Consider the following 26,499-nt stretch of genomic DNA (forward strand, 5'->3'; position numbering starts at 1 on the left):
CGTTTTTTATCACATGTTAATTAACACACCAAAGTCTTCAAAAATACTGAAATTAAGGAAGGACTACAACGCATCATTGGTCTTGACTATTCTATGCCTTACCTACAAAAACCACAGTATTATTTTCTATTAGAAAATTTACTATATTTTCGCTAGCTTTCCCAAGTTTTAACATACTTACTACGTACGTACAAGCAGTCTAATGTTGTACAATTGTTGACACCAATTTAACCCTTATAATCACTCACGTATGCCTAAAAAGCGTTATGCTTTTGATGACTAAATAGTTCTATTTACTTAACCAAAATTTACATGCCCTATACTCTCGCTCATTTACTCAAAACTCTCTAGGCGTTCGTAACCGCCAGACTTTAAAAACTTCTCTCTTTGCATCAGAGACATATCTGAAGTCATCATATCTTCTACCAAACCTGCTAGATCGTATTCTGGTACCCAGCCCAATTTTTCTTTGGCTTTTGTAGGGTCGCCAATTAATACATCTACCTCTGTTGGTCTGAAATAATTAGGGTCTACAGATAAGACTTCTTTACCAACAGTTAACTGATAACGAGCATCTTTACATTCTACCACATAAGCCTTCTCATCAACACCTGAACCTTTAAACTCTAAGGTGATACCTATATGATTAAATGCCATTTTCACAAAATCACGCACTTTTGTGGTAACTCCTGTAGCAATAACCCAATCTTCTGGTTCGTTTGCTTGTAAGATCATCCACATCATGCGTACGTAATCTTTAGCATGTCCCCAATCCCTTAAGGCATCTAAATTCCCTAAGTAAAACTTATCTTGTAAACCTAAGGCAATTTTCGCCACAGCTCTTGTAATCTTTCTTGTCACAAAGGTTTCACCACGTCGTGGCGACTCGTGATTAAATAAAATCCCGTTACACGCATACATATTATAAGCTTCTCGGTAGTTTTTTGTGATCCAAAATCCATAAATCTTAGCCACACCATAAGGTGACCTTGGATAAAATGGGGTGTTTTCATCATAAAACCCTTGTTCATTCTTATTCTCTGGCATACCACCATACAACTCAGAGGTTGAGGCCTGATAAATTTTGGTTTTTTCGGTTAATCCCAACAAACGTACAGCTTCTAACAAACGTAATGTCCCCAATGCATCCACATTAGCTACATATTCTGGAGTATCAAAGGACACCTTTACATGCGACATGGCCCCTAAATTGTAAATCTCATCAGGTTGTACTTCTTGTATGATACGTGTGAGGTTCATCCCATCTGTTAAATCCCCATAATGCAACTTTAAGCGTACATCATCGTTATGTGGATCTTGGTATAAATGATCTATGCGCTCCGTATTAAATGACGAGGCTCTACGTTTGATACCATGTACCATATAGCCCTTTTCTAAAAGCAATTCTGCTAAATATGAGCCGTCTTGTCCTGTAATTCCTGTTATTAATGCAACTTTCATGCGTTATTCGTTGACCGTTTTTCGTTGACCGTTTTTCGTTATTCGTTTTTTGTTGTTCGTTATTCGTTATTCATTGTTCGTGGTTCGATGGTGGACGATGAACAATGGACGATTAATGCCTCGCACTACTTTAACGACTTTATTAATTTATACAACATCATTTTTATTCTTGTACAAATATCTTCTAATTTCTTATATTCTTCAACTGAAATATAGCCTAAATCCTTTGCTAAGAACAATTGATAATTTGCTTCTTCTAAGGAGCCTTTGGCAATGTACAAAAACTGAATAAACTCTTTTTTATATTGCCTCGCTTGTCCCTCTATAATATTAGTCGGCACACTACTCGCGCTTCTCTTCAACTGACTCGTTAAACCGTACATTTCTGAAGCAGGAAACTTCTTTGAAACCTTATAAACTTCTAGCGTAAACTCATGTGCTACTTGCCATACTTTAAGCTTTGATTCCATTGTGTGGTTGTTCGTTGATCGTGGTTTGTGGTTCGTTTTTCGTTGACCGTTTTTTGTTAGTCGTTTTTCGATATTCTATGATAGACGACGGACGATAAACGGTAATCGGTAATCGACTTACATCTTCACCTCTTTAAAATCATCAACATGATCTAAAAACCATTGGTAGGTTTGCGCTATACCATCCTCTAATTCCGTTTGGTATTGCCATCCCAACTCCTTGAGTTTTGACACATTCATTAATTTGCGTGGAGTGCCGTCTGGCTTGCTATTATCCCAACGTATCTCACCTTCATGACCTACAATACGTTGAATGGTCTCTGCCAATTCTTTTATAGTGACATCCTTGCCCGTGCCCACATTATATAAATGCTCTGGTAATTGTCCTTCTAAAGCAAACACTACAGCTTGTGCCATATCGTCTACATGCAAAAATTCGCGCATTGGAGTTCCAGATCCCCAAAGTTCTACTGGTGCATGATGATTCAATTTTGCCTCATGAAACTTACGAATCATTGCTGGTAATACATGCGAGGTCTTTAAATCAAAATTATCATGAGACCCATATAAATTGGTTGGCATTAAACTTACATAATCCTTATCAAATTGTTTGCGTATGGCCTCACATGCTTTAACACCAGATATTTTCGCTAGAGCATACCACTGATTTGTCGGTTCTAAACTATCCGTGAGCAATGCTGCTTCCTTTAAGGGTTGCTCAGCTAATTTTGGATAAATACAAGAACTCCCTAAAAAGATAAACTTCTCTACACCATGTTTTAGCGCACCATCGATCAGATTGTTTTGAATCTGCATATTTTCCATCAGAAACTGATAAGGGTAGCTATTATTTGCCAATATACCACCTACTCGAGCTGCCGCATCTATGACCACGGCTATCTGTTCATCTTTATAAAAAGCATTAACAGCATCTTGATTGCGTAAATCTAAGGTTTTACTTGATTGACCGATAAGATTGGTATAGCCATGTTTTTCAAGAGCTCTCCAAACCGCAGAGCCGACCATACCTTTGTGTCCTGCGACATATATCTTAGCATTTTTTTGAATCATAATTGAATGTTGAGGGTAAATTCAAACACTGCGTAAAATTAACATTTTTATAAGATTAAATGCTTAATTGTTCGTTTTTTATCACATGTTAATTCACGCAATTAAACCAGCAAAGCATACTGAAATTAAGGATAGACTACAACGCATCATTTGTCTTGATTATTCTGTACCTTATCTGTAAAAACTACAGTGTTATTTTCTAATAGAAAATTTATATATTTGCACTAGCTTTCCCAAATTTTAACACACCTACTACTGTCAGTACAAGCAGTTTAAATTTGTACAATTGTTGACACCAATTTAACCCTTATAATTACTCACGTATGCCTAAAAAGCGATATGCCTTAGGTGGGACACCCACATTTTATGATATTGATTGTCTAATCAGTCACAGTATTTAGACTGGAAGAATCCCATATTATACCGCTTCCATCTATAAAAAAGCACATCTTTTTTTGATGTGCTTTTTGCTTTTAATAAGTATCCTAGAAACATACACCTTTCACAGAACAAAACAACCATACACCCTAATTAACACTAAGTTAATCTAATATTAATGTGATACCTCACTGACATTTCTATATTTGGCGTCCCAAACTACCCTATTGTCTTAACTACTTACTATACTTATTAGACAATATGAAACATTTTTACATTTTACTGCTTGCTTTATTTGTTAGTGGTTCAACTTTTAGTCAAATAAATGAAAATTTTGATTCTGGCCTAAGCAACAGTTATTCAACGGGTAACGCAATTTTAGCAAGTGGTACTTGGACAATTAAAGACGTAATTCAAGAATCTTCCTCTAATTCAAGATCCGGATTCGCCGCTAGAATTAATGACGACAAAACTGGAGCTCACATTACAACACCAAACTTAAATGGAGCTGGAACCATTACTTTTTGGTATCGCGAATTAAACAGTGGTGGCGGAACTTTCAATCTACAGATTGCTACTAATGGCGGCTCATATACAACTATAGATTCCCAAGTTTATTCTGGTCAAACATACTCTGAATACTCATTTGATATAAACAGTGCTAGTGCAAATCTAACTGTAAGGATTTTAAGTGATGATAATTCAGGCCATTTAATTATTGACGACCTTCAAATTACATCATATTCCTCAGGCCCAACACCAACCATCATCTTATCAGAAACCACATTATCAGGATTTAATTACGTAGAAAGTAATGGTCCTTCAACTGCCCAATCTTTTGATGTTTCCGGTACTGATTTAGACAATACTGATGTCATCATTACTGCACCTACTGACTTTGAAGTATCAGATGCCGAAAACGGAACTTATGGTAGTTCCATTACGCTATCGGCTTTTGATGGAACAACTGATGAATTATGGGTGAGATTAGCAGATGGTAAAGCAATTGGTAATTACTCTGGCGATATAACAACAAGTGGTGGTGGAGATACAACACCTCCAACTCTATCACTAAGTGGTGAGGTTACTGCTGCTCCGCCCACAAATGACAACTGCTCAAACGCTATTGCACTTACCGTTAACAACTCATGTTCATCTTCCTCTTACTCGAATGCGAATGGTACGAATAGCGGAACACTTCCAGATCCTGGATGCAGTATTTATTCTGGGGCAGATGTTTGGTTCAGTATCGAAGTGCCAACTTCTGGTAATTTAGATATTGAAACGACTGCTGACGGCATTACTGACGGTGCAATGGCACTATACTCTGGTACTTGTGGTGCTTTAACTTTAATTGAGTGTGATGATGACGATGGTGCAGGATTTATGCCGTTAATTTCTGTTACAGGTTTAGTACCTGAATCTACAGTTTATGTGTTATTCTGGGCATATGATGGAGCCGAAGAAGGATCATTTAATATTTGTGCGGTGGATCCTATCGTTCCACCAACTATCACATTATCAGAAACAAGTCTAACTGGCTTCACATATGAAGAAGGAAGTGGTCCTTCAGACGAACTGACATTCACAGCAGAAGGAAGTAGTTTAACTACAGACATTACAATTACAGCTCCAACAAATTTTGAAATTTCTACTACATCTGGCTCTGGCTTTGCTTCCAGCTTAATGCTCACACCTACTGATGGTACTGTTAGCACAACTACTATTTATGTGCGATTAGCTTCTACACTAGATATTGACACTTATAATGGTACCTTAAGCGCTACTAGTACCGGTGCAACTCAACAAGATATCAATTTAAGTGGTGAGGTTACAGCTGTTTCTTGTGCAAGTTCAACAACAACTTTCCCTTTCAATGGCGTTAGTGGTAGCACAAACTTAGATCATGATAATAGCGGAAGTAATCCTTCAGGTAGTAATGGCGAATCTTGTGGTAACAACTACAGAATTTATTATGATTCTCAACCAAGTACAGATGGAAGCGGTAACTACCTAAGATCAAACACAATTGATGGTTTAATCGAGAGTGCGGATTGGGGAGGAACCGGTAAATTTGAAACATTCTCCATTGATGTTTCTGGGGAAACCTCTGTAGATATAGAAACTTTTGGAAATACAACTAATAGTGGATTTAATACTAATAGTGAACAGTTTCAATGGTGGTATAAGTTGGATGGAGGAGCTGAGACTAACTTAGGGTCAGCATTTGGTGACGGAACCCCCTATACTGGTTCTTTAGCAATTGCGCCAACGACTATTAATGTTACTGGTGTCAATTCGTTAAAGGTCGGTTTCACTTTCAACATGAATGGAGGTTCTGATGGTTTTGAAGATGTAGACCTTACTGTAACAAAAACACCAACAACTTACACCTATAATGGTACTTGGTCACCTTCTACTCCAATAGGCAATTCAACTGTTAATGATTTTATAGTCATTGCATCAGGAAATATATCTATAGATGCAGATATAACTTGTAGCTCATTTACGGTTAACGCTGGCGCAGGAGTGACTATAGACTCTGGCGTTACGGTTACAGTTAATGATGTCACAGATGGCTTCACTTTAGAATCTACCTCGAGTTCTTTTGCAAGCTTAATTCTAGACGGTAGTATTAGTGGTACGGTGAACTATAAACGTTATGCCAATTCTTACACCAATAATAGCACTTTTGATGATAATGATCTTATCGCTCCACCATTAGCTGTAACTCAATTCAGCGACTTTGCTACGGCTAATTCGGGATCTCTATTGGCTTCAGGTAGTTTAAGAGCCTTTGCACCTTTTGATAAAGGTACAGGTACGTATATCAACTACAACAATACAGATATGACACCACTTAACCCTGGTACTGGTTATAGAGTAGCCACGATACCTACAAGTGACCAAATATTAACCTTCACAGGGACTCCAGTATCATCTGACTTAACTGGTGCCTCTGGAATTAACATAGAAGATAATGGTCCACAGTTTGCCGATTGGAACCTTATTGGGAATCCGTATCCTTCTTACATAGACTTAGAGGCCTTTTTAACACATGAAGTGTCTACAGCAACATCAGGTGAGCGAAATATTGATTTATTGGAAGGTTTATCGGGCGTTTATGGTTATGATGGGAACTCTAATGATGGATGGACGGTGATTACTTTAGCTAATGATGCTGGTGAGTTACTAGCACCTGGACAAGGATTCTTTGTTGCTGCTGACGGTACTGATGTTGCAGCACATAATATAGAGTTCACGAAAGATATGCGCAGAACAGGTACCGCTGACGACTTTATTGCTTTTAATGACAGTAATTCATTAACGTATTTAGAGCTAAAAGCATATACTGTAAACAACGCATACCATACCGAATTTTATTTTAACCCTAACGCCTCATTAGGTTTAGACCCAGGCTATGACGCAGTGGTGTTTGGTGGCAATGCACCTAGTACGTTTGCCTTATACTCTCATTTGGTACAAGACAATGCTGGGTCACCATTTGCTTTACAAGCCCTTGGTAGTAATGATGTATCAAACGTAACCATTCCACTTGGTATTAATGCTAATGCTGGTGAGCAACTGACTTTTACAATACATGAAATGCAAATTCCTGATACGGTTAATGTATACCTTGAAGATACTGTAGAAAATACAATAACGCTACTTAACACTTCAGATTATATTATGACACCTTCGAGTCAACTGACAGGTACTGGTCGTTTTTACATCACATTTACCAATACAACTTTATCGACGCTTGAGGAAACTTTAGACATCGTAGACATCTATGCCAATAATACTAACAGAACGGTTGTTGTTTCTGGGGAATTAGATGCAAATACCTCAGCAACATTGTTTGACCTTCAGGGAAGAGTAGTGGAAACTGCAACATTAGACGCTTCAAAGCTAACAAACACAATTAATGTGAATCATTTAAGAACCGGTGTGTACATTGTACAACTCACTAATGCTTCTGGTAGTAAAACGTCTAAGATTATACTGAAATAAAGGTATTTCACATCTACCACAATTTAAAAACGCGTCCTTTTACAGGATGCGTTTTTCTTTATACCACATTACATTGACGTCTTGTCATTCAATAAGTAACACCTGGCTACTGATATGCTGTGACATATTCGTAAAAAGTGTGTCTAATTTTTGAGGATATTGTAAAACTGATATCATTAGAGTGCATTTCATCGATAGGTATGTTAAATTTCACGTAAATGTCGACGAAACGACTTATTTTTACGATGAAATCCTAATTACTAAGACATAAACCCGCTTATAATGAAAAAGAATAGCATCCTTGTTATACTCTTACTCATCATCCCTATGTTGAGTTTTGGACAAAGCACCATTTACTTAGAAACGTTTTCCGGACAAGTAGGTAAAGGCGCCTCAGGAAGTATTCCTCTAGTCGATTTAACCGATGTTACTTGGAATATTGATATTGCCAATGCCAACGTCAGTAACAATTATGTATTTAATGTAAGAACACTTAATAATGGTAGCACAGTATTTGAGTCTCGAAACGTTGGAACTTCAATTTGGCTATCACCAACAATTAATATTTCTTCATATTCTGACATTACATTCACCATTGATGCTTCGCAAGGACGCAATCAACTAGATAATGATGATACGCTGACTACCGAATACCGTTTGGATGACGGTCCTTGGACCGTTGCTGACACAAATGGCTCATTATCTAATGATTATGGTAATGTCACGATTAGTCAAGATAACCTTAATGGTAATACTCTTGAACTTAGAATTACTTCAGTGAACAATGCTAACAATGAACGTCATCGTTTTAATAATATCGAAGTCACAGGTACGGCAGATTGTAATACTGCATTTTCATTACCTTTTAATGAAGGATTTGAAGGAGGATCATTTCCTCCAGACTGTTGGCAAAGCTATAGAGGTACCAATGGTTTAGGTACAGGGTTTGATTGGACGTCCACAACTTTAACTTCTAATTCTGGAAATACTTCCGCCTTTGTTGAATATGAAGCTGTAAATGGCGGCAATGCAGAAGACTGGTTAGTAACACCCGCTATAGACCTCAGTAATACGCAACCTCAACTGCGCTTTTTTGCCAGAGATCAATTTACAATCAATTATAACACCTCCTATTCAATCAGAATTTCTGAAACCTCGCAAACTGATATTTCAAGCTTTACAACCATTCAGACCTATACTGAAGCAACCTTAGGCAATGCATTTAATGAAAAAGTCATTGATTTGTCCGCGTTTACAGGGACTGTATACATCGCTTTTGTTATGGAACAGAATGATGGAGACAATTGGTTTTTAGATGATATTTCAGTAGAAGATATTTCAACTTGTACCACACCTGAAGATGTTACTAATATCACTACAGTTTTTGAAAATAACAGCATCAGACTAGACTGGCAATTGAGCGCATGCTATGATGAACTACTTATTATTGCTAGGGAAAATAATCCAGTAAGCGCAACACCTGTAGGAGATGGCAGTACGTATATGGCAGACACTGACTTTGGTAGCGGCACCGAAATCTCTACAGACGAGTTTGTAGTGTTTAAAGGAGTCGCCACAGGTGGTAATATTAGTAATGTTATCTTAGGAAGTTCATATCACTTTGAAATCTTTACAAGAAAAGGTAGCAATTGGAGTGCTGGAGTGCCTTTTAGTTATGACAGTGATTATTGCACAGTAACTGGGGATACAGCGTTTTTTGATACTTCCATCACCTTAGTCAACTTTGGCAGTATTAATAATGTCACTGGTCAAGGCTCAGGTTATGACGATTTCACTGCACAATCTACAAGTATAGCACAAGGTAACTCTGAAGATTTAACCGTACAACTAAATACGGATGGTGATGTCACTATTTATAGTTACGCCTGGATTGATTGGAATCAGGATGGTGATTTTTTGATGATGCTGGTGAAACCTACGATTTAGGGTTTGCAGAAAATACTGCGGATGGTCCAACATCTAATAGTGCTTTAGCCATTACAGCACCAATAGATGCGGAACTAGGAGATACAAGGTTACGAGTACTTTGCCAATACTACAACACTTTTATTCCTAACAATGGGCCATGCGATGGCTCTACTGACGGTGAAATAGAAGATTACACCGTGACTATTCTACCTGCAATCACTTACACCTATGATAATGGTTGGTCGCCAGAAGACCCCAATGGTATAGCCACATTGGCTAATCCTATTGAAATCATTAATGGTGACGTAACCTTTTCGTTATCTACCCAAGCACAACACATAACCGTACATCCCGGTGCTGGGATGACAGTAAATTCTGGGGTACTATTAACAATTGCTGATGATTTAGAATTACAATCTGTAAGCAATGCCTATGCTAGCCTTATTTTAAATGGTGATATATCGGGTACGGTTCGTTATAAACGTCATGTGAATTCGTATACCAATGATGGTGTTTTGAATGATAATGATTTAATTTCATCCCCACTATCTGGTCAAACTTTTGGTGACTTTGCCAATGATAACAGTAATTTATTGGCTTCAAATACTCTAAGAGCCTTTGCACCTTTTGACAAAACTACCGGAACATTTACCAACTATGATACGGTTTCTAATAACAACACGGTAATTACTGATGGCACAGCTTATAGAGTTGCAACTTCAGACGCTAATACTTTGAATTTTACAGGAGCGGTTAAAACAGATGAGGTGGATGTACCTATCGTGTCCTCAGGCCCACAATTTGATGTATGGAACCTTGTTGGTAATCCTTACACCGCCTATATTAATGTCGCTGATTTCTTAAATCAAGAAGTGAGTCCAGGAGTTGCTAATAGAGATCTTTTAGATCCATTTGCGGTAGCAGTATACGGTTGGAATGGTAGTGGCTATGACATTATTAATTTGTTTACAGCAGCTTCGGTAAACTTGGCACCTGGTCAAGGCTTTTTTGTAGCCACCAATGGCAATCACGATTTGAAGTTTGCGCCAGTCATGCGTAAAACGAGTATTCAAGCGGGTACTTCTGACGACTTTATTGCTAATGGAAACACTAATGCAGTGCAATTTGCACGACTGAAGTTAGCCACAACAGCAAAAAGCTATACGACATCCTTCTACTTTGACGACAACACCACCATGGATTTAGATCCTGGTTATGATACTGCAGTTTTTGGAGGTAATGCTCCTAGTGATTTTGCCTTATACTCTAAACTTGTTGGTGAAAACAACATGCCATTTGCTATACAGGCTATAAACACTACTCATCTTTCCAACGTTACTATCCCTTTAGGAGTCAATGCCAATGCAGGCGAGCAATTAACATTTAGTATTGAAGCAATGCAATTACCCTCGACTATTAATGTGTACTTAGAAGATCAAGTGACCAATACTGTTACCTTACTTAATACCAGTAATTATATCCTTACACCAAATACTAACTTACAAGGTACTGGCAGATTCTATGTTCACTTCACCAACACCACACTTTCTGCCCCAGATCAGACCCTAGATAGCATCCAGATACAATCTGATAATAGAAACAAAAACATTGTGATTAGCGGAGTCTTGTCCACATCTAGTGAAGTACACATTATAGATCTTAACGGCAGAGTGATTACAACACACGCATTGGATCCTACCACGACTATACAACGCATTAATGTAAATCATATAAATGCAGGTGTATATATGGTACAAGTACATAATGCTACAGGCCATAAAACCGTAAAAGTAATTTTAAAATAAACGATGAGTCTATACTTGTTAAAACTAAAAAACGGACACATTTATGTAAATGCAGTTTAATTTTCAAGCCTTTACATTGGGATACTAAACTTGTCTACGATTTAGTTGATAATCTTAACATAAATCAATAAGCGATGTATTTCATCGATATTATATTGCTTTTTGTCGTTGTTTTTATTACTATTGTCGGTATTATAGTTTGAAAAACACTATTGAGTCCCAAATCTTCAATAGTATTACACATTCAAGCGTCTAAATCCTACAGTGCCGCCTATTAAGAGCTTTTTATAGATCTGTTAATTAAAGTTTAACACTCTCAAATAGCCCCTTAATAATGAAAAATCTCTACCTCTCTCTTTGTGCAATTGCGCTGTCGCTTAATTGTTTGTATTCTCAAACTGAAGTCATCGAAAATGTTAATCTTGGACCTATTGAATTAGTTGTCTATGGTAATGATTTATACATCGCCAATACCTACGACAACAAAGTTCAAAAAATAGACATGACGTCACCTTCACCTACACTGATAGATGTTGCTACTAATATTGGAGGTGCCGCTGGTTTAGCTATAAGAGGTGATGAATTATTTGTATCAGGCTATAATGACACGAATATTTATAAACTAGATCTTACCTTACCCATTCCGATAACCCCAACCGTCATTTTTTCTGATACTTCATGCCCTTATGGTCTTGAAGTTAAGGGTGACGACCTCTATGTGGCCGAAATAGATTGTAATACCATCTTTAAAATAGATGTAACCGATCCAGAACCAAGTGCTGTAACCGTAGTTGAAACAGGATTGGATGGACCTACAAGTTTGGCCATTAAAAATGACATCCTTTACATTACCCAACAAGGTTCAAACAAGATTTCTACTGCAGATCTAAAGGCTAATTTACCAACGACAGTATCAGACGTTGTAACTGGTCTCAATGGTCCTTTTGCCTCATATCTTAATGGAGATTATTTATACTTTAGTGAAGGTGGTGCTAATGTGAACTCTGGCACAAATAAGATTTCAAAGTTCAATACTAATGATATTTCACCTACCGTAACTGTGATATACTCAAACCTTACAGACCCAACAGGTTTTGCTTTAGACGGTGATGAGATGTATTTTTCAGATTATTGGGATGGTAAAATATTTAGGTTTGACACTAATATTCCTTTTAGAACAGCAGGATCTGGCGACTGGAACTCGAGTCTAACTTGGACTGGTGGTAGCATTCCAACTTCGACAGAAGGTGTACAAATTAATCATAACGTCACCATGAGTTCTGGTGTTGTTCATAATGATAATATCACAATATCAAGTGGCTCATTAACCATCGAAAAACAAGCCAGTTTAACCATTAACGGCACCTTAACGACCAACAATAGTGTTATTTTAGACTCAGATTCCGATGAATATTCTAGCTTAATTGCTACAACTGTTGTCGGAGAAATTGCGTATCAACGCGCTATAAATGCCTACACGAATGATGCAGTTCTTAATGATAATGATTTGGTGTCTTCCCCAGTTGGTACAATAGCTTTTTCAGATTTAGCCAATCATTTAGATAATACCAATCTATTAGCGTCAGGATCACTCAGAGCCTTTGCCCCATTTGACAAAACAGCCAACCCTGCTGCTTATGTGAATTTTGACGTTAACAACGCTGATAATATCATCTTAGGTAGAGGCTACCGAGCGGCAACTACAGACGGTGGTACTATTACCTTTGAAGGTACACCAGTAACAAGTGCAGTAAGTTATAATATCACGGATTCAGGTAATGGATATGAAGAATGGAATTTAATAGGTAATCCTTATCCTTCCTTTATCGATGCCAATCTATTTTTAAATCATGAAGTTTCACTAGGGGTAACCAACGCAAGTTTATTAGATAACAACGCCATCGGTATTTACGGATATGACGGGAATACTTCTGATGGTTGGGAAGTCATTACCTTAGCCAATGCTGGTGGTAAACATATTGCACCTGGACAAGGCTTTTTTGTAGCTGCAGACGGCGATGATGTTGTTGCGCATGATATTGAGTTTACTCCAGCAATGCGACTGGCAAGTGCTGCTGACGATTTTATCGCTGGACGTCATGGAGAAAACACAACAAATGGCAGCACGTTAACCTTTGTTAAGTTGAAAATCAACAATACCAGTGCTAACTTTATAACTGATATTTATTTTGATAATAATTGCTCATTAGGATTAGACCCAGGCTACGATGCCATGATTTGGGGTGGCACAGCGCCAAGTAATTTTTCGATATATACGCATTTGGTTGAAGATAATACAGGTGTAGACATTGCATTGCAAGCCGTAGGAAGTAATGACATCAATGATGTTATCATACCGGTAGGTGTCAATGCAAGTGCTGGCACCCAATTAACCTTTAGTATTGATGAGATGAATAATATACCAAGTACAGTAGAAATATATTTAGATGATACCGTTTCAGGCACTAGTACCTTATTAAATGATGGCCATTATGTCTTCACACCATCAAGCAACCTCGCTGGTACAGGACGTTTTTATTTAAGGTTTACAAACACCACCTTATCCTTAACCGAAGACAGTTTAGAGCATCTGCAAATTGTCTCTAACCACCGTGAAAAAACCATAGATATTATTGGTAATCTACAACCAGAAATTACTGCCACATTATTTGATATACAAGGGCGTATCGTACTATCTACAGTACTCAATAGTCGCACATTAAAACAATCTATTGCAGTAGACACGATTAACCCTGGAGTATATGTCGTACAACTAAACCATAGTAACCAAAACAAAACCCAAAAGGTCATTATTAATTAATTACAAGCCCTTAAGCCTCTATAAAAAAAAGCAGTTCAACAGAAGCTGCTTTTTTTTTATTCTAAGAATTTTATAAATTGAGTTTTTAACACGAAAACGTTTTCGTAAATTTATCGTTGAGAAATTTTTAAATAAAAATGTATTTTCGTGTGACTAAATGAATTAAATAACTTCATATATGAAACAGTTTTACTTATTTTTTGCCCTGTTAACAGCATTTCCTTTTGCTTGCCTAGGTCAAACTTTCACCACAATTGCAGAAGATAATGCCAGTAATTACGGTGGATCATGGAATAACGGTGATAACAATGGAACCGGATTTGAGCAATGGACTCTGACAGCCAATCCAAATGGCGGTTTTGCTGGTAGTTATATTGGTGGCACAGCTATAGGAGATCCAGCATTTGGTTTATTTTCAGGGGATAATGGTTCAGCTGAGTCAATTGCTGAACGAGGGTTCAGTGAAAATCTTAAACCTGGGGATGTCATTTCTTTAAATATTGGACATACAACAACCATAAACGGAGAATTGGGCATTGTTTTATTAGATGGTTCAACACCTGTGTTCACAATAAAATACGTACAGTTCGCTTCATTTTGGGTAATCAATGACGGTGGATCAGATTTTAACACCAGTCAAGGTTACAGTGCTAATACTAGTCTATCTTTTACTTTTACTTATGAAGGTAATAATCAGTATTCATATACATTCGGCTCTTCTTCAGGTAATAACTTTACATTCTCGAATGGTACCGTATCAAATATTGATGGGATACGTTTTTTCAACATAGATCAAGGTGCCAGTCAAAACTTCGGTATAAACAATTTATTAATTCAGCGACCTACCTTTACGACTATAGCTAATGGCAATGTTAATAGTGGTTCTACATGGGCTAATGGTGATATTCCAGATGGCACAGGTCGTGTTATTATAAATCATGAAGTGACTGTTGCTGAAGATGAAAACTTAGAAGCTACCGATTTAGAATTAGGCGCCAGTGGCGAACTTATTTTAAATTCAGTAAGTGATAATTTTTCAAGTTTAATTGTGGACAATGTATCTGGTACAGGAACTGTCACTTACAACCGCTTTGTAAATACCACGCCTAACAATGATTTAATTTCTGCACCGGTATCAGGACAAACTTTTACAGATTTTAGAACAGCAGATTCCAATGCCAATCAGACTGCACTTCACGCTGATGCTGGTAACACGACATTTTTATTCGGTCCGTTTGATAAAACATCGGGGGCATTTACCACTTACGACACAAGTACATCTGCAACTTTAAGTGCTGGTACAGGTTATCGCGCAGCTACAGATGCTGGCAGCACATTGGCGTTTACAGGCACCGTAGAAACTGGTGATGTTGATGTTGATATTGTGTCTTCTGGGGCTCAATTCACAATATGGAATTTAATTGGGAATCCATTTACGGCCTATATTAATGTAGCCGATTTTTTAAATCAAGAAGCTGAAATTGGAGGAAACCCAACACTTGATAATATTGATTTATTGGACGACAATGCTCAAGCAATTTATGCATGGAATGGTTCAAGTTATGATATTTATAACTTGTCTTCAGGCAGCACAAAATACATTGCACCTGGTCAAGGATTCTTTGTAGGAGCTGACCCAAGTGATGTGGCTGGTTATGACATTAAGTTTGCAGCAAGCTTAAGAGTTGTAAGATCTGATGATGACTTTGTACCAAACAACACTGATCCGATTTCCTTCTTGAAATTGCGTGCCTTTACCTCAAACAACACCTATTCTACTGAATTTTATTTCAATCAAAATGCGTCTTTAGGTTTTGACCCTGGCTATGATGCTGTTGTATTTGGAGGTAATGCACCAACCAGTTTTGCTTTGTATTCGCATTTAGTACAAGACAATACGGGTCTGCCATTTGGTTTACAATCTCTAGGCAATTCGGATATTTCAAACGTGACCATACCGCTTGGTGTAAATGCTAATGCTGGTGAGCAATTGATCTTTACAATTGAAGAAATGCAACTACCAGAGTCTATTAATGTTTATTTAGAAGATACTGTAGAGAATTCAATCACCCAGTTAAATACTTCCGATTACATCTTAACGCCATCATCTAACATATCAGGTACTGGGCGTTTTTATATTACGTATACAAATACGACATTATCAACTACTCAATCGTCTCTAAAAGATGTTAACATCATTGCTGATTATACTAATAAAACAGTTATTATTAATGGGCAGATACAACATAATTCCATTGCAAATATTATTGATTTACAAGGTAGAGTTGTTATGACTCAAGTTCTTGATAATTCTAAGACATCAAACAGTATTGACGTAAACCACTTAAGCAATGGCATTTACATTGTACAACTCTCCAATGACGTCACCAATAAAAACAAAAAAATAATATTGAAATAGAAATTTATTAAGATGAAGCATATGGCTGACCTAGTAATTATCTTATGCTTCATCTTAACTTAATCAGAACCTTGGCATCATCTAACTATTTCATAACATTAGTGAATAAAAATAAATTACTATTTTTGACACATAACCGCAAGAGTAATCATGAACAACAAAGACAATAACAAAAACTCTATTACAAGAAAAGAGGCCATAAAAAAAATGGGGAAGTATGCAGCCTTAACTGCCGCTGGTACTTTTTTAATTTTGAATCCGTTAAATGCTCAGGCAGGTTCGCCTCCGGGAGCTGATGGCGATCCTTTTGCAGGAGGTTAATATACTATTAACCAATCGTCACTGTGCTTCAAACTTTAGCACCCACATATCAAACATCTTTTGATGACACAGTCTTACTTTGGTTTTTAAAATCAAATAAGTATGCTTTGGTTGACCGAGATTTTAATAATATTCTCAATCATTATATAAATGCGACATCATTAGCCGATTTTAATTGTGTATTAAATGATTTAGATGAAGCTTCAGACGCAACATTGGTTTCGCAACATCTTGAGACATTTCTTAAAGACTGTAATACAATTTTAAGTGAGGGTTCAACCGTGGTGTTGCCTTTTAATCACGAAAATCGCGATAGCTCAGAGTTATACCAAATTGGTGATACATTTATAGAAATGCATTATAGTAACGCGTTACTAAAACCATTATTTCATACAGCTTTAGAACAGTATCTCGCTAAAAATAGATCTGCCAGCCAAAAACTTATTTTTGATATTCATCTTGAAAACGGTAATATTTCACTATATATCAATGAACAACATGTGATAAGTGCACGCCAAGGGGACTATCATAAGATTCAAGGGAAGTTCATTATGCATGTCATATGTGCCATCCATAAACGTCTAGAATCTGAATGGTTAGGTACTTTTCATGGTTCTACAATAACAGATGGTAACAATGCGGTGTTGTTTATAGGCAACTCAGGCAAAGGCAAAAGTACCTTATGTGCATTACTGGCACAACATGGCTTTCAACTTTTGGCCGACGATGTTTCACCGATGTTGTCTGAGGACAGGAAAATCTATAGTAATCCTAATGCCATTTCCATTAAACATGGAGCTTTTGAAGTGCTGAAGCCTTATCTTAAAGATTTTGATGCATTACCAAAAACGTCGTTCTATCAAAATAAAGGTCAAACTGCCTATGTGCCTCAAAACACATTTGAACTGAAAGGCTATTCTTGTAAGGCTATCGTCATGGTGAATTACAAGGCTGGGGCTGAGACGGCTTTAAAACGCACTACTATAGCACCCGTCTTAGAAACCTTAATCCCAGAATCTTGGTTATCACATAATGCCAAGCATGCCAAACAATTTATGGTTTGGTTGGAACAAGTACAACTTTACGAACTGACTTATAGCAATACCGAAAGTGTTGTTGATCGGATATCATCTCTTTTTACTAGTTTTGGTGATACCAATGAGTAAAAGGTCAACGCAATAGAAGTCCATTTATGGCCAAACGTATAGCAACCTATCAACATATTGCCGATATTTTGAGCTTTGAGAGTTCTACCGAGGCATTAGAGGCAGCATTAACCGCACCCGACTTCGACTGGGACGCTATTGTTATGGAAGGCAGCAAGCACCTGGTCTTACCAGCACTATATTGTCGGTTGAAGTCTAAAGGCTTGTTGACTGTGCTTCCCGAAGAATTGAGCACCTATCTTGAAGAAATTACAAACATTAATCGCAATAGAAATAAAGTCATTTTAGAACAAGTCCATTGGTTGTCTACGGTATTTAACACACATCATATCAACCATGTCTTTTTAAAAGGTGCTGCCGTTTTAGCGATGGACCTCTATGACGATATGGCCGAGCGTATGATTGGCGACATCGATGTGTTGGTCGATTTGGAACAACTAGACACAGCTTATGAATTATTAATTAAAAACAACTATACACCAATTCCTCAGACTTTAGGTCACGACTTTTTTGAGCACAAACACTTACCTCGTCTTAAAACCAAAGACTTTATTTGTGCAGTTGAAATTCATCGTAAACTTTTCGTTTCTAATGAAAATGTCACACTGACAAATACAAACCTTATAAATAATAAAGAGAAGGTTAATGACATCTTTGTCCCTAATCATCAGCATCTTATAATGCATAATGTTCTAAATCATCAACTAAACGATGATGGCTATTATTTCAGTACCGTAAACTTTAGATCTAGCCATGAATCAATCAGGCTGTTACAAATTGAACCAATTAAGCATGAACAGTACAATGACACCTTTATACAATCCTATTTTAATCTAATTGGTATATTTTTTAAAGATGAAGTCCTTCATTTATACGCTACAAAAAATTTAAGAATCACATTTGCTCTGCAACGATTAAAATACCCAACGTTAAACCACCTTTATTTTAAAATCTTAAAATGGTGGCGTTTTATCCACATAATCATCAATAGATCAATACTTTTCGTTAAAAATAGCTCATATCGTAAGGCTATTTTGAAGGACAGAAGGCGTATATCAGCGCATTTACTATCATTTATCAAAAATTCTTAGGAATATTCTCAATAAGTTCATCCCTTTATTTGTTTTATAACACATAAATTTTACCTTTGACTTAAATTGAATTTAGCATGAAAAAAATTTCTTTACTCTTACTACTTATCTGCTTTGGTTTCTCAATCAATGCACAGTCCTCAAGAAATGACAAAGAATGGTTTGCCAGTGTTGGTTTAAATGGCATTAATAGTCTCGGATCGAAATCACCTGTTGAAAGTCCATTTGATTGGGCGAATGGTTTACCGATTTCAGCAGGAATTGAACTGGCATGGACTTCAGGCTTGGCGATAGAACAAAGTTTTACCTTAAACAAATTTGCCGAAGGCGATGAAATAGACGGTGTTGTTTTACCCGAAGATTATACGTATTCCTCATTTGATACCCATGTAAAGTATTATTTTGGAAAACATATTTTACCAAGAACATCTTGGATTGATTTCTATGGTAATGCCGGCATTGGTATCTTTTCAATTGACGAAACAAATATCTCACTAAATGTAGGTGGTGGTGTTCAAGTTTGGTTAAACCGACGCGAAACAATTGGTGTAAGATTACAAACCATTGCAAAATTTGCGATGAATCACGCTGAAAGTGGTATAGATAACAATCATTACCAAACCCATATACAAATGGTGTTTGCCTTGTAGTAAAAATATATATTAATTAATAAAAAAGGTCTCATTATCATGAGACCTTTTTTTATTGGTAGTTTCTTCTATCCCTATTTTGAAATGAACTTATCAAAATAGTCTATCGTATAGCCTAAGCCTTCTCGCAAATGTATTTTCGGCTCCCAGCCATTTAATTCTTTTTTTGCTAAACTGATGTCCGGCTGTCGCTGCATTGGATCATCTTGTGGTAATGGCATATGAATAATTTTAGACTTAGAACCTGTCAAATCAATCACTTCTTTCGCCAATTCTAGCATGGTAAACTCTACCGGATTCCCAATATTTACAGGCCCTACAAAACCATTTCTAGAATTCATCATTCTTATCGTTCCTTCCACCAAATCATCAACATACTGAAAACTTCTGGTCTGTGTCCCATCACCAAATACGGTAATATCATCACCACGTAAAGCTTGCATGATAAAGTTAGAGACAACACGGCCATCTTGAGGATGCATTCTTGGACCATAGGTATTAAAAATTCTAATAATCTTTATATCTACATTATTTTCTTTGTGGTAATCCATAAATAAAGTCTCAGCACAACGTTTCCCTTCATCATAGCAAGAACGTAAACCTATAGGATTGACATTTCCCCAATAGGATTCTGTTTGTGGATGCACATTAGGATCACCATAAACCTCACTGGTGGAGGCTTGCAATACCTTCGCCTTTACGCGTTTAGCCAACCCTAACATATTTATAGCTCCCATTACTGAGGTCTTTATAGTTTTTATCGGATTATACTGATAGTGTACAGGTGACGCAGGACAGGCCAAATTATAAATCTCATCAACCTCTATCATAAACGGATTAATAATATCATGACGGATTAATTCAAAATAATGATGATCCATTAAATGTTCTACGTTCTGTTTAGAACCTGTGAAGTAATTGTCTAAACATATCACTTCATTACCTTCGTTTAGCAGGCGTTCACATAAATGAGAGCCTACGAAACCGGCACCTCCTGTAACTAGTATTTTTTTCATTAAGTCTGTTGTTTTATTGTTTCTTAAAAATAAGATATTATTTACAAGTCTCTAGTATCCAGCAAAATAAAAATTCATTGTTTTTTGCATTAAACGGTACAGTTCTGGAAACTGCTTCTTAAATGCCCTTGGTGTTTCTATTAAACTCTCTAAGAGCACTGCAAAGAACTCATAATGATTGGTATAGGCATAAGCCCTAAAGTATTTAGATTGAATTAATGATTGCCGAATAGACGCATTCAACTTCAAATAGGTTATCAAATCTTGAAACCCTTGCTTAAAAATGACACTACTTGTATCCTTATTACCAAAGGCATTGAGATGAATGGCATGACCAAACTCATGAATACCCACATTTAAATTATCATCTCCTACATGATAACCATGCTCAAAGTCTTCCCAGGAAAAGACAATCACTTTTAGATTTGGGTTAACTTCTCCCTTATGATAGGTCTCATTCACTTTTGAATGGTATTGCCTGGGATAAATAATTATGGTCTCAATCAACCCAATACTATACTTTCTGAAACCAAAAGTGAGCATTACAGCCGTAGCACCAATTAGTGTTTTCATGCGTTCATTAGGCTGAAGACCTTGTCTACCAATAAACTGCTTTTCTGCGATAAAGTGTGCCAATCGGTGCTGAAATATATCTTGATCTCTTTTATCTAGGTTTCGATAAAACGCAAACTCTTCATTAAGCAATCGCAATTGAAATGGGCTTAATTTCTTTTTAAAAGGAATAGCATTTAAGAAGAACGGTTTACGATATTTTAAAGCATAGAGCTGCTCAAAAAACACATAAAAACGACTCAAAACAACCAAAGCCATACTCACAAAAAAGATGGTCAATAAAACGATTCGAGATGTCGGGTCCATAGGTTGTTATAGGGCAAATATCTAGTCAGTTATATGGGTAAATATAGTCAGAAAAAGAAGAAACACCACTCAGTTTGGCGCAACTATTTAGCCCTAATTAAGTCCAATTATAACAGGTTATTCTCAATGAGCATGCGCTTAACATCTTCATGATCTTCCCAAAACTTTTCATTAATACTTTTAATGGTTTTATTGTACTCTGGATGTGATTGTAATGCTTTGATTAATGGATCTTTTTCTAAGAACACAATCATCCAATACTGAAAGTTACTTTGATTTGAGAATATCTTGTACTGCGCAATTGCTTGATCATAATCGCCATCATAAATGTGCTTTACAGCTAAACTGGCAGATTGATATATGGATGTATCCGTTTCACAATAGGTAGCATACTCCTGATAAAATACGTTAGCGGTTTCAACCTCACCCATTTTTTTATACACTATGGCCATTTTTAAATATTCATGCGGATATAAATCAATGCCACGTGCCGTCTTTATGTCATTGTAAATGTCATAATAATGGTATGCTTCTTTATAATCTTCTTGATAATAATACAATTTTGCAACCTCATTTAAGACATCTATCCGTGTGGTATCTCTTTTCCATTCCTTAAGCATTAATTCGGTGGTTTTTTCGAGATTGCCATATTTGGCATATTCTATATAATTTTTAAGGTAAGGCGCATATGGATTAGTAGGATTATAATCCAATGATTTATCGATTTGCTCTAAGGCTTCGTCAACAAAACCAACTTGGATTAAGGCATTACTTAAGATGAGATACGCGTAGCTTTTACTCACAGAATCGTTTGCCTCAACATTAATCTGATTGGCTTTAAGTGCATACTTTAAATGTTTGGCGGTATTTGGTACCGCACGCGCATACAAGTCTGATAAAATTAAAACTACAGATGACGAATTGGGGTTGTATTCTAGCGCCTTCTCAAGGTGTGGAATGGCCAGATTGAAATCCAACGTGGAAATATAATATAGTGCTTTTGCTATAAGGCTTAGGTCTAACTTTGAATCATATAACAAGGCTTTATCTGCAGCTTCATTAAGTTTATCTATATACTTTTTTTGGATTTTAAACTGATCTAAGTAGTAATATGAAATGGCTTTTTGTGCATATGCAATCGCAAACTCTTTATCCAACTCAATGGCTTTATCAAAGAATTCTACTGCTTGTATTAAATGGTCTGTAGTTCTGCTTTGCGCCAATTCTAATCCTTGTAAAAACAAATCGTATGCTTCGACGCTTTCAGTAGGCGTTTTGTCTAAAATGGCAAATTCATTTGGCGTAATATTAGCTTTAATGGCCAAAGCTATTTTTTTAGCGACAGTATTCTGAAGTTCAAACACATTATCTAACTTGTATTTATACTGCTCTGTCCATAATTGCGTATCTGTTGTGGCATCAATAAGCTGAATATTTAATAACACTTCATTATTCTGCTTTTGCCCACTACCTTCTACGATATATTTGACATTTAAGTCTTTAGCAATGTCAGCGACCGATAAACTTGAAGCTCTATACTTTTCGACCGAAGTTCTGCTAATCACCCTTAAGTCTTCAATTTTTTGGAGTTTACCTAATGCCGATTCCATTAATCCGTTTACAAAGTAGAGATTGGATGAATCAGCACTCATATTTTTGAAGGGCAAAACGGCTATAGACTTTTGTGATTCTGCTGCTTTCTGAGAATCACCTGTAGTATTACCAACATAGAAACTAATAAGTGCTATAATCAATGCTGATAGTACCCCAATTATTTTGTTTTTATGCGTACTTAAAAATGAGGCTGATGTTTCCTGTAACGCTTGAGCGTCCTCTAATTCATTATCAGATTCATTAGATATAACATCAACCTCTGAGCGCTCATCAATCTGTTTTCTAGCTTCACCTGGCGGATGTCCAAAGTACTCTCTGTAACACTTAATGAAATAGGATGAATTACTAAAACCTACTTCATACGAAATTTCAGAAACTGTAAGTTCAGAAGTCACTAAAAGTTCTTTGGCTTTATCTAACCTCAGATTACGAATAAACTGGCTGGCAGACAGTCCGGTTTGTTTTTTAATTTTTCGTAACAAACTCGAACGACTCATACGCATGGCCTCTGCCAATTCTGAAACCCCAAACTGTTCATTAGAGATTTCATCTAAAACGCGTGCTTTAGCTTGGCTTAAAAAGTCATTAGAAAAGGAATGTTCGGACATGAATTAGGTTAAAAAAATGAAGATAAATATTTTTTAGAAAATGTTAGTGTAATGCTTTGATTTTATGACCTGCTTCAAGGGTTTGCGTCATAATTTATATCCCTGCAACATAATTTATATAGCGGCTTCAAACTTCATATGTATTGATTCACAAGTGTTTCACCTTGCTTCAAGACTTATCAGACATTTGTATCAACAAAACGACACAACGTCACCATAAAAATTTAAAACAATGAAAACAATTAAAATGAACACCATCAAAACTGTAAAACTGCTAAGCTTAGTATTTGTATTATTTATAAGTTCTTGCGCAAATGAAAAGACAAAGAAAACTACTAAAGATGACATCGCATCTAAAGTAGAAGCTCCTCAACAAGAGATTCATGAGGCTATTCTTACCAATAATTATGATGCTTTTAATCAACACATAAAAGCGGGAAGAGATATTAATAAAAAGGAAGCCATGGGAGGTTCAACACCATTGATGACTGCAATTACATTTGACAAGCCAGAAATGGTTAAGGCATTACTCAAAGCCGATGTAGATTTATCTATACAGAATAATGACGGATCTACAGCATTACATACTGCTGCATTTTTTGGAAAAACAGAAATCGTACAACAACTTATTGATGCCAATGCTGATAGGTCTATTAAGAACAACTTTGGCGCTACGGCCAGAGAATCTGTACTTGGTGATTTTGCACAAATGAAACCTGTTTATGAGATGATGATTTTACAATTGCAGCCTATGGGATTTCAGCTAGATCTTAATGAGGTTGAAAAAGCAAGACCCGTAATCGCTTTAATGTTACAATAATAATTCACCCTTAAAACTAGAATACAATGGAAAGACGATATGATATAGACTGGCTACGAGTAATTGCGATAGGATTGTTACTAATCTATCATATTGCTATTGTATTCCAGCCTTGGGCAATGTTTTTGGCCTTTATTAGAAGTGAAAACCTATCTACTGAACTTTGGCAACCAATGACATTATTAAACGTATGGCGCATCCCAATCTTATTTTATGTGTCTGGCATGGGTCTATTCTTTGCTATGCGCAAAAGAAATTGGCTGCAGCTCATCGGTGAACGTACTAAGCGCATTCTGATACCATTTCTATTCGGAATGGTGGCCATTACACCTTTACACATGTTTGTATTTCAAAAGTATTACAATATGACATTGCAGTATTTTCCACATATGGGACACCTTTGGTTTTTAGGAAATATCTTTACATATGTGGTGCTGTTATTACCTGTATTTCTAGTACTTCAGAAATACGACAATAGCAAACTAAAACAGGGCGCACAAAAACTAATGGCTTATCCATTGACACCATTCATTATCAATATCCCATTTATAGTAGAAGCATTACTATTAAAACCAACTCCATTTGCAATGTATGCCGAAACTTGGCATGGCTTCTTCTTAGGGCTTTTGTGTTTTTTCTTTGGGTTCTTTTTTATGCATGTTGGGCAATCCTTTTGGAAGAACGTTTTAAACTGGAGATGGCTTTATCTTGGTATTGCAGCCATCCTGTTTACTATAAGATTTACAGTTTTTGCTACTGAAGCACCAGGCTATTTAATGGTGATAGAATCTAACAGTTGGATCTTTGCAGTCTTTGGGTTTTGTCATAAATACTTAAACAAACCAAGTACATTATTGTCGTATTTAAGTACAGCTGCATATCCTGTATATATTATACATATGCTAGTGCTTTACGCGGCTTCAGCTTTAATTTTACCATTACAGCTACCAGTTTATCTATCGTTTCCACTGATTATTATTGGCACGTTTACAGGATGTTATGTCATCTATGAATTCATCATTAGACGCATAAGAATACTGCATCCGTTCTTTGGTTTACGATGGACTTTTAAACAGTTTCAAAAACGAAAGAATACGTCTCTAACAACTAAACCTTTAGACCAATGAAAATTTTCAGAAAAATCAGATTTCAGCTTCTTGAAAAAGGTAAAACCAGTCAATACCTAAAATACGCCATTGGAGAAATCCTACTTGTGGTCATTGGTATACTGATTGCCTTGCAAATCAACAATTGGAATGAAGCTACAAAGGAACAACGTATTCTTAAAGATTATCTCGTTAAGATAAAATCGCATACCCAAGAAGACCTCAGAGAATTAGAACTTGCGATAACATCAAGAAAACAGTTTGCTGACTTATGCAAAAAAGCAAGAAGAGCAATGCTTACACATACCGAAGAAGACAACATGTATGTGATGATGACGAGCGGATTGGCTTTTGTAGACTTTTATTTTAAACCAAAAAGAGACGGCTATGAAGCTTTAAAAAATTCAAGCTCGTTTGGTAAAATCAATAATAGTAAACTAGACTCCTTATTGATTCAATATCACATCATCATAGATCTTATCGCCGAAAATGAAAAAAGTTATAACGAGTATATCTTGACACAAGAGGCAGATCTATCTAAAAAGTTTGACAGAACACTGGTTTTGGCCTCAGCATTTATGCAACAAGATGAATTGAATGCTTTAGAGATTCCGCAGGAAGAATTCTCAGAAGCCTTTAAAGCCTATACGTCTTTTCCAGCTTATAGAAATGTCATCAATTTAGCGGCATTTCAATTTGAATCTATGGTAAAACAATATAAGGAACTGAAACAAACAGGTGAAGCTGTCATCAAAGAAATAGATAGGTTCACTGAAAAATAATCATCAATCAAAAAACGAACAATTATCAAATCAATTCAAACAAAAACAATCAAAAAACAAACAATTATTAAATCAATT

At 36.4% G+C, this 26,499-nt stretch carries 18 protein-coding genes and 1 pseudogene; 13 read left to right on the top strand and 6 right to left on the bottom strand.

Annotated features, from left to right (window positions below; translation table 11 throughout):
• Positions 1-333 precede the first annotated feature (333 nt).
• The 3 genes from gmd to HRU50_RS09290 all read right to left on the bottom strand — a co-directional run bounded on the left by gmd (position 334) and on the right by HRU50_RS09290 (position 2,999).
• Positions 334-1,461 carry a GDP-mannose 4,6-dehydratase gene (gene gmd / locus HRU50_RS09280; protein ID WP_296350503.1) on the bottom strand — a complete coding sequence of 376 codons (1,128 nt, stop codon included), beginning with the start codon at positions 1,459-1,461 and terminating at the stop codon, positions 334-336.
• A 125-nt stretch (positions 1,462-1,586) separates the two neighbouring features.
• Positions 1,587-1,931 (bottom strand): four helix bundle protein, encoded by a 345-nt coding sequence (locus tag HRU50_RS09285; RefSeq protein WP_296350505.1) that lies wholly within the window; start codon positions 1,929-1,931, stop codon positions 1,587-1,589.
• 117 nt (positions 1,932-2,048) lie between these two features.
• Positions 2,049-2,999, bottom strand: coding sequence for a GDP-L-fucose synthase (locus tag HRU50_RS09290; protein WP_296350880.1), 951 nt, complete (start codon positions 2,997-2,999; stop codon positions 2,049-2,051).
• A gap of 642 nt (positions 3,000-3,641) precedes the next feature.
• On the opposite strand from HRU50_RS09290, the gene HRU50_RS09295 reads away from it, so the two are divergent.
• The 10 genes and pseudogenes from HRU50_RS09295 (at position 3,642) to HRU50_RS09335 (ending at position 19,596) form a co-directional block, all read left to right on the top strand.
• A complete protein-coding gene (locus HRU50_RS09295; protein WP_296350507.1) occupies positions 3,642-7,394 on the top strand; it encodes a T9SS type A sorting domain-containing protein in 3,753 nt (1,250 codons plus the stop codon).
• Positions 7,395-7,676: 282 nt separating this feature from the next.
• Entirely contained in the window at positions 7,677-9,341 is a 1,665-nt protein-coding gene (locus HRU50_RS09300) for a choice-of-anchor J domain-containing protein (RefSeq protein ID WP_296350509.1), read from the top strand.
• 20 nt (positions 9,342-9,361) lie between these two features.
• Positions 9,362-9,514: pseudogene (locus HRU50_RS16045) on the top strand (GEVED domain-containing protein); the annotation flags it as partial.
• A gap of 6 nt (positions 9,515-9,520) precedes the next feature.
• Positions 9,521-11,128, top strand: coding sequence for a T9SS type A sorting domain-containing protein (locus HRU50_RS09305; protein ID WP_296350511.1), 1,608 nt, complete (start codon positions 9,521-9,523; stop codon positions 11,126-11,128).
• Positions 11,129-11,462: 334 nt separating this feature from the next.
• A complete protein-coding gene (locus tag HRU50_RS09310) occupies positions 11,463-13,949 on the top strand; it encodes a T9SS type A sorting domain-containing protein (protein WP_296350513.1) in 2,487 nt (828 codons plus the stop codon).
• Positions 13,950-14,127: 178 nt separating this feature from the next.
• Entirely contained in the window at positions 14,128-16,368 is a 2,241-nt protein-coding gene (locus tag HRU50_RS09315; protein ID WP_296350515.1) for a T9SS type A sorting domain-containing protein, read from the top strand.
• Between the two features lie 150 nt (positions 16,369-16,518).
• Entirely contained in the window at positions 16,519-16,689 is a 171-nt protein-coding gene (locus tag HRU50_RS09320) for a hypothetical protein (protein WP_296350517.1), read from the top strand.
• Positions 16,690-16,712: 23 nt separating this feature from the next.
• Positions 16,713-17,855: a hypothetical protein gene (locus HRU50_RS09325; RefSeq protein WP_296350519.1), complete on the top strand. Its 1,143-nt coding sequence runs from the start codon at positions 16,713-16,715 to the stop codon at positions 17,853-17,855.
• A gap of 26 nt (positions 17,856-17,881) precedes the next feature.
• Positions 17,882-18,946, top strand: a complete 1,065-nt coding sequence (locus HRU50_RS09330) for a nucleotidyltransferase family protein (RefSeq protein ID WP_296350521.1) — start codon at positions 17,882-17,884, stop codon at positions 18,944-18,946.
• Between the two features lie 77 nt (positions 18,947-19,023).
• The gene (locus HRU50_RS09335; protein WP_296350523.1) at positions 19,024-19,596 is read left to right on the top strand and encodes an outer membrane beta-barrel protein; all 573 of its coding nucleotides are present in this window, start codon (positions 19,024-19,026) and stop codon (positions 19,594-19,596) included.
• 74 nt (positions 19,597-19,670) lie between these two features.
• On the opposite strand, the gene HRU50_RS09340 is transcribed toward HRU50_RS09335, so the two are convergent.
• The 3 genes from HRU50_RS09340 to HRU50_RS09350 all read right to left on the bottom strand — a co-directional run bounded on the left by HRU50_RS09340 (position 19,671) and on the right by HRU50_RS09350 (position 23,713).
• Positions 19,671-20,612 carry a UDP-glucuronic acid decarboxylase family protein gene (locus tag HRU50_RS09340; protein WP_296350525.1) on the bottom strand — a complete coding sequence of 314 codons (942 nt, stop codon included), beginning with the start codon at positions 20,610-20,612 and terminating at the stop codon, positions 19,671-19,673.
• A gap of 51 nt (positions 20,613-20,663) precedes the next feature.
• Complete coding sequence (locus HRU50_RS09345) at positions 20,664-21,491, bottom strand: zinc-dependent peptidase (protein WP_296350526.1); 828 nt, start codon at positions 21,489-21,491, stop codon at positions 20,664-20,666.
• A 107-nt stretch (positions 21,492-21,598) separates the two neighbouring features.
• Positions 21,599-23,713, bottom strand: a complete 2,115-nt coding sequence (locus HRU50_RS09350; protein WP_296350529.1) for a helix-turn-helix domain-containing protein — start codon at positions 23,711-23,713, stop codon at positions 21,599-21,601.
• 232 nt (positions 23,714-23,945) lie between these two features.
• On the opposite strand from HRU50_RS09350, the gene HRU50_RS09355 reads away from it, so the two are divergent.
• From HRU50_RS09355 to HRU50_RS09365, 3 genes are read left to right on the top strand one after another with little or no spacing between them, the layout of a single operon-like run.
• Positions 23,946-24,533, top strand: a complete 588-nt coding sequence (locus HRU50_RS09355; protein WP_296350531.1) for an ankyrin repeat domain-containing protein — start codon at positions 23,946-23,948, stop codon at positions 24,531-24,533.
• Positions 24,534-24,559: 26 nt separating this feature from the next.
• The gene (locus HRU50_RS09360; RefSeq protein WP_296350533.1) at positions 24,560-25,660 is read left to right on the top strand and encodes an acyltransferase; all 1,101 of its coding nucleotides are present in this window, start codon (positions 24,560-24,562) and stop codon (positions 25,658-25,660) included.
• Complete coding sequence (locus HRU50_RS09365) at positions 25,657-26,421, top strand: DUF6090 family protein (RefSeq protein ID WP_296350535.1); 765 nt, start codon at positions 25,657-25,659, stop codon at positions 26,419-26,421. Before HRU50_RS09360 ends, HRU50_RS09365 begins: the two co-directional genes overlap by 4 nt.
• Positions 26,422-26,499 lie beyond the last annotated feature (78 nt).

Origin of the sequence: Winogradskyella sp. (assembly GCF_013213835.1) — a bacterium.
Classification (GTDB): domain Bacteria; phylum Bacteroidota; class Bacteroidia; order Flavobacteriales; family Flavobacteriaceae; genus Winogradskyella.

Coding starts and splice junctions, on each gene's coding strand:
- HRU50_RS09360 (WP_296350533.1), top strand. CDS start 24,560: ATGGAAAGACGATATGATATAGACTGGCTACGAGTAATTGCGATAGGA.
- HRU50_RS09285 (WP_296350505.1), bottom strand. CDS start 1,931: ATGGAATCAAAGCTTAAAGTATGGCAAGTAGCACATGAGTTTACGCTA.
- HRU50_RS09315 (WP_296350515.1), top strand. CDS start 14,128: ATGAAACAGTTTTACTTATTTTTTGCCCTGTTAACAGCATTTCCTTTT.
- HRU50_RS09350 (WP_296350529.1), bottom strand. CDS start 23,713: ATGTCCGAACATTCCTTTTCTAATGACTTTTTAAGCCAAGCTAAAGCA.
- HRU50_RS09335 (WP_296350523.1), top strand. CDS start 19,024: ATGAAAAAAATTTCTTTACTCTTACTACTTATCTGCTTTGGTTTCTCA.
- HRU50_RS09300 (WP_296350509.1), top strand. CDS start 7,677: ATGAAAAAGAATAGCATCCTTGTTATACTCTTACTCATCATCCCTATG.
- HRU50_RS09355 (WP_296350531.1), top strand. CDS start 23,946: ATGAAAACAATTAAAATGAACACCATCAAAACTGTAAAACTGCTAAGC.
- HRU50_RS09365 (WP_296350535.1), top strand. CDS start 25,657: ATGAAAATTTTCAGAAAAATCAGATTTCAGCTTCTTGAAAAAGGTAAA.
- gmd (WP_296350503.1), bottom strand. CDS start 1,461: ATGAAAGTTGCATTAATAACAGGAATTACAGGACAAGACGGCTCATAT.
- HRU50_RS09310 (WP_296350513.1), top strand. CDS start 11,463: ATGAAAAATCTCTACCTCTCTCTTTGTGCAATTGCGCTGTCGCTTAAT.
- HRU50_RS09345 (WP_296350526.1), bottom strand. CDS start 21,491: ATGGACCCGACATCTCGAATCGTTTTATTGACCATCTTTTTTGTGAGT.
- HRU50_RS09295 (WP_296350507.1), top strand. CDS start 3,642: ATGAAACATTTTTACATTTTACTGCTTGCTTTATTTGTTAGTGGTTCA.
- HRU50_RS09330 (WP_296350521.1), top strand. CDS start 17,882: ATGGCCAAACGTATAGCAACCTATCAACATATTGCCGATATTTTGAGC.
- HRU50_RS09320 (WP_296350517.1), top strand. CDS start 16,519: ATGAACAACAAAGACAATAACAAAAACTCTATTACAAGAAAAGAGGCC.
- HRU50_RS09340 (WP_296350525.1), bottom strand. CDS start 20,612: ATGAAAAAAATACTAGTTACAGGAGGTGCCGGTTTCGTAGGCTCTCAT.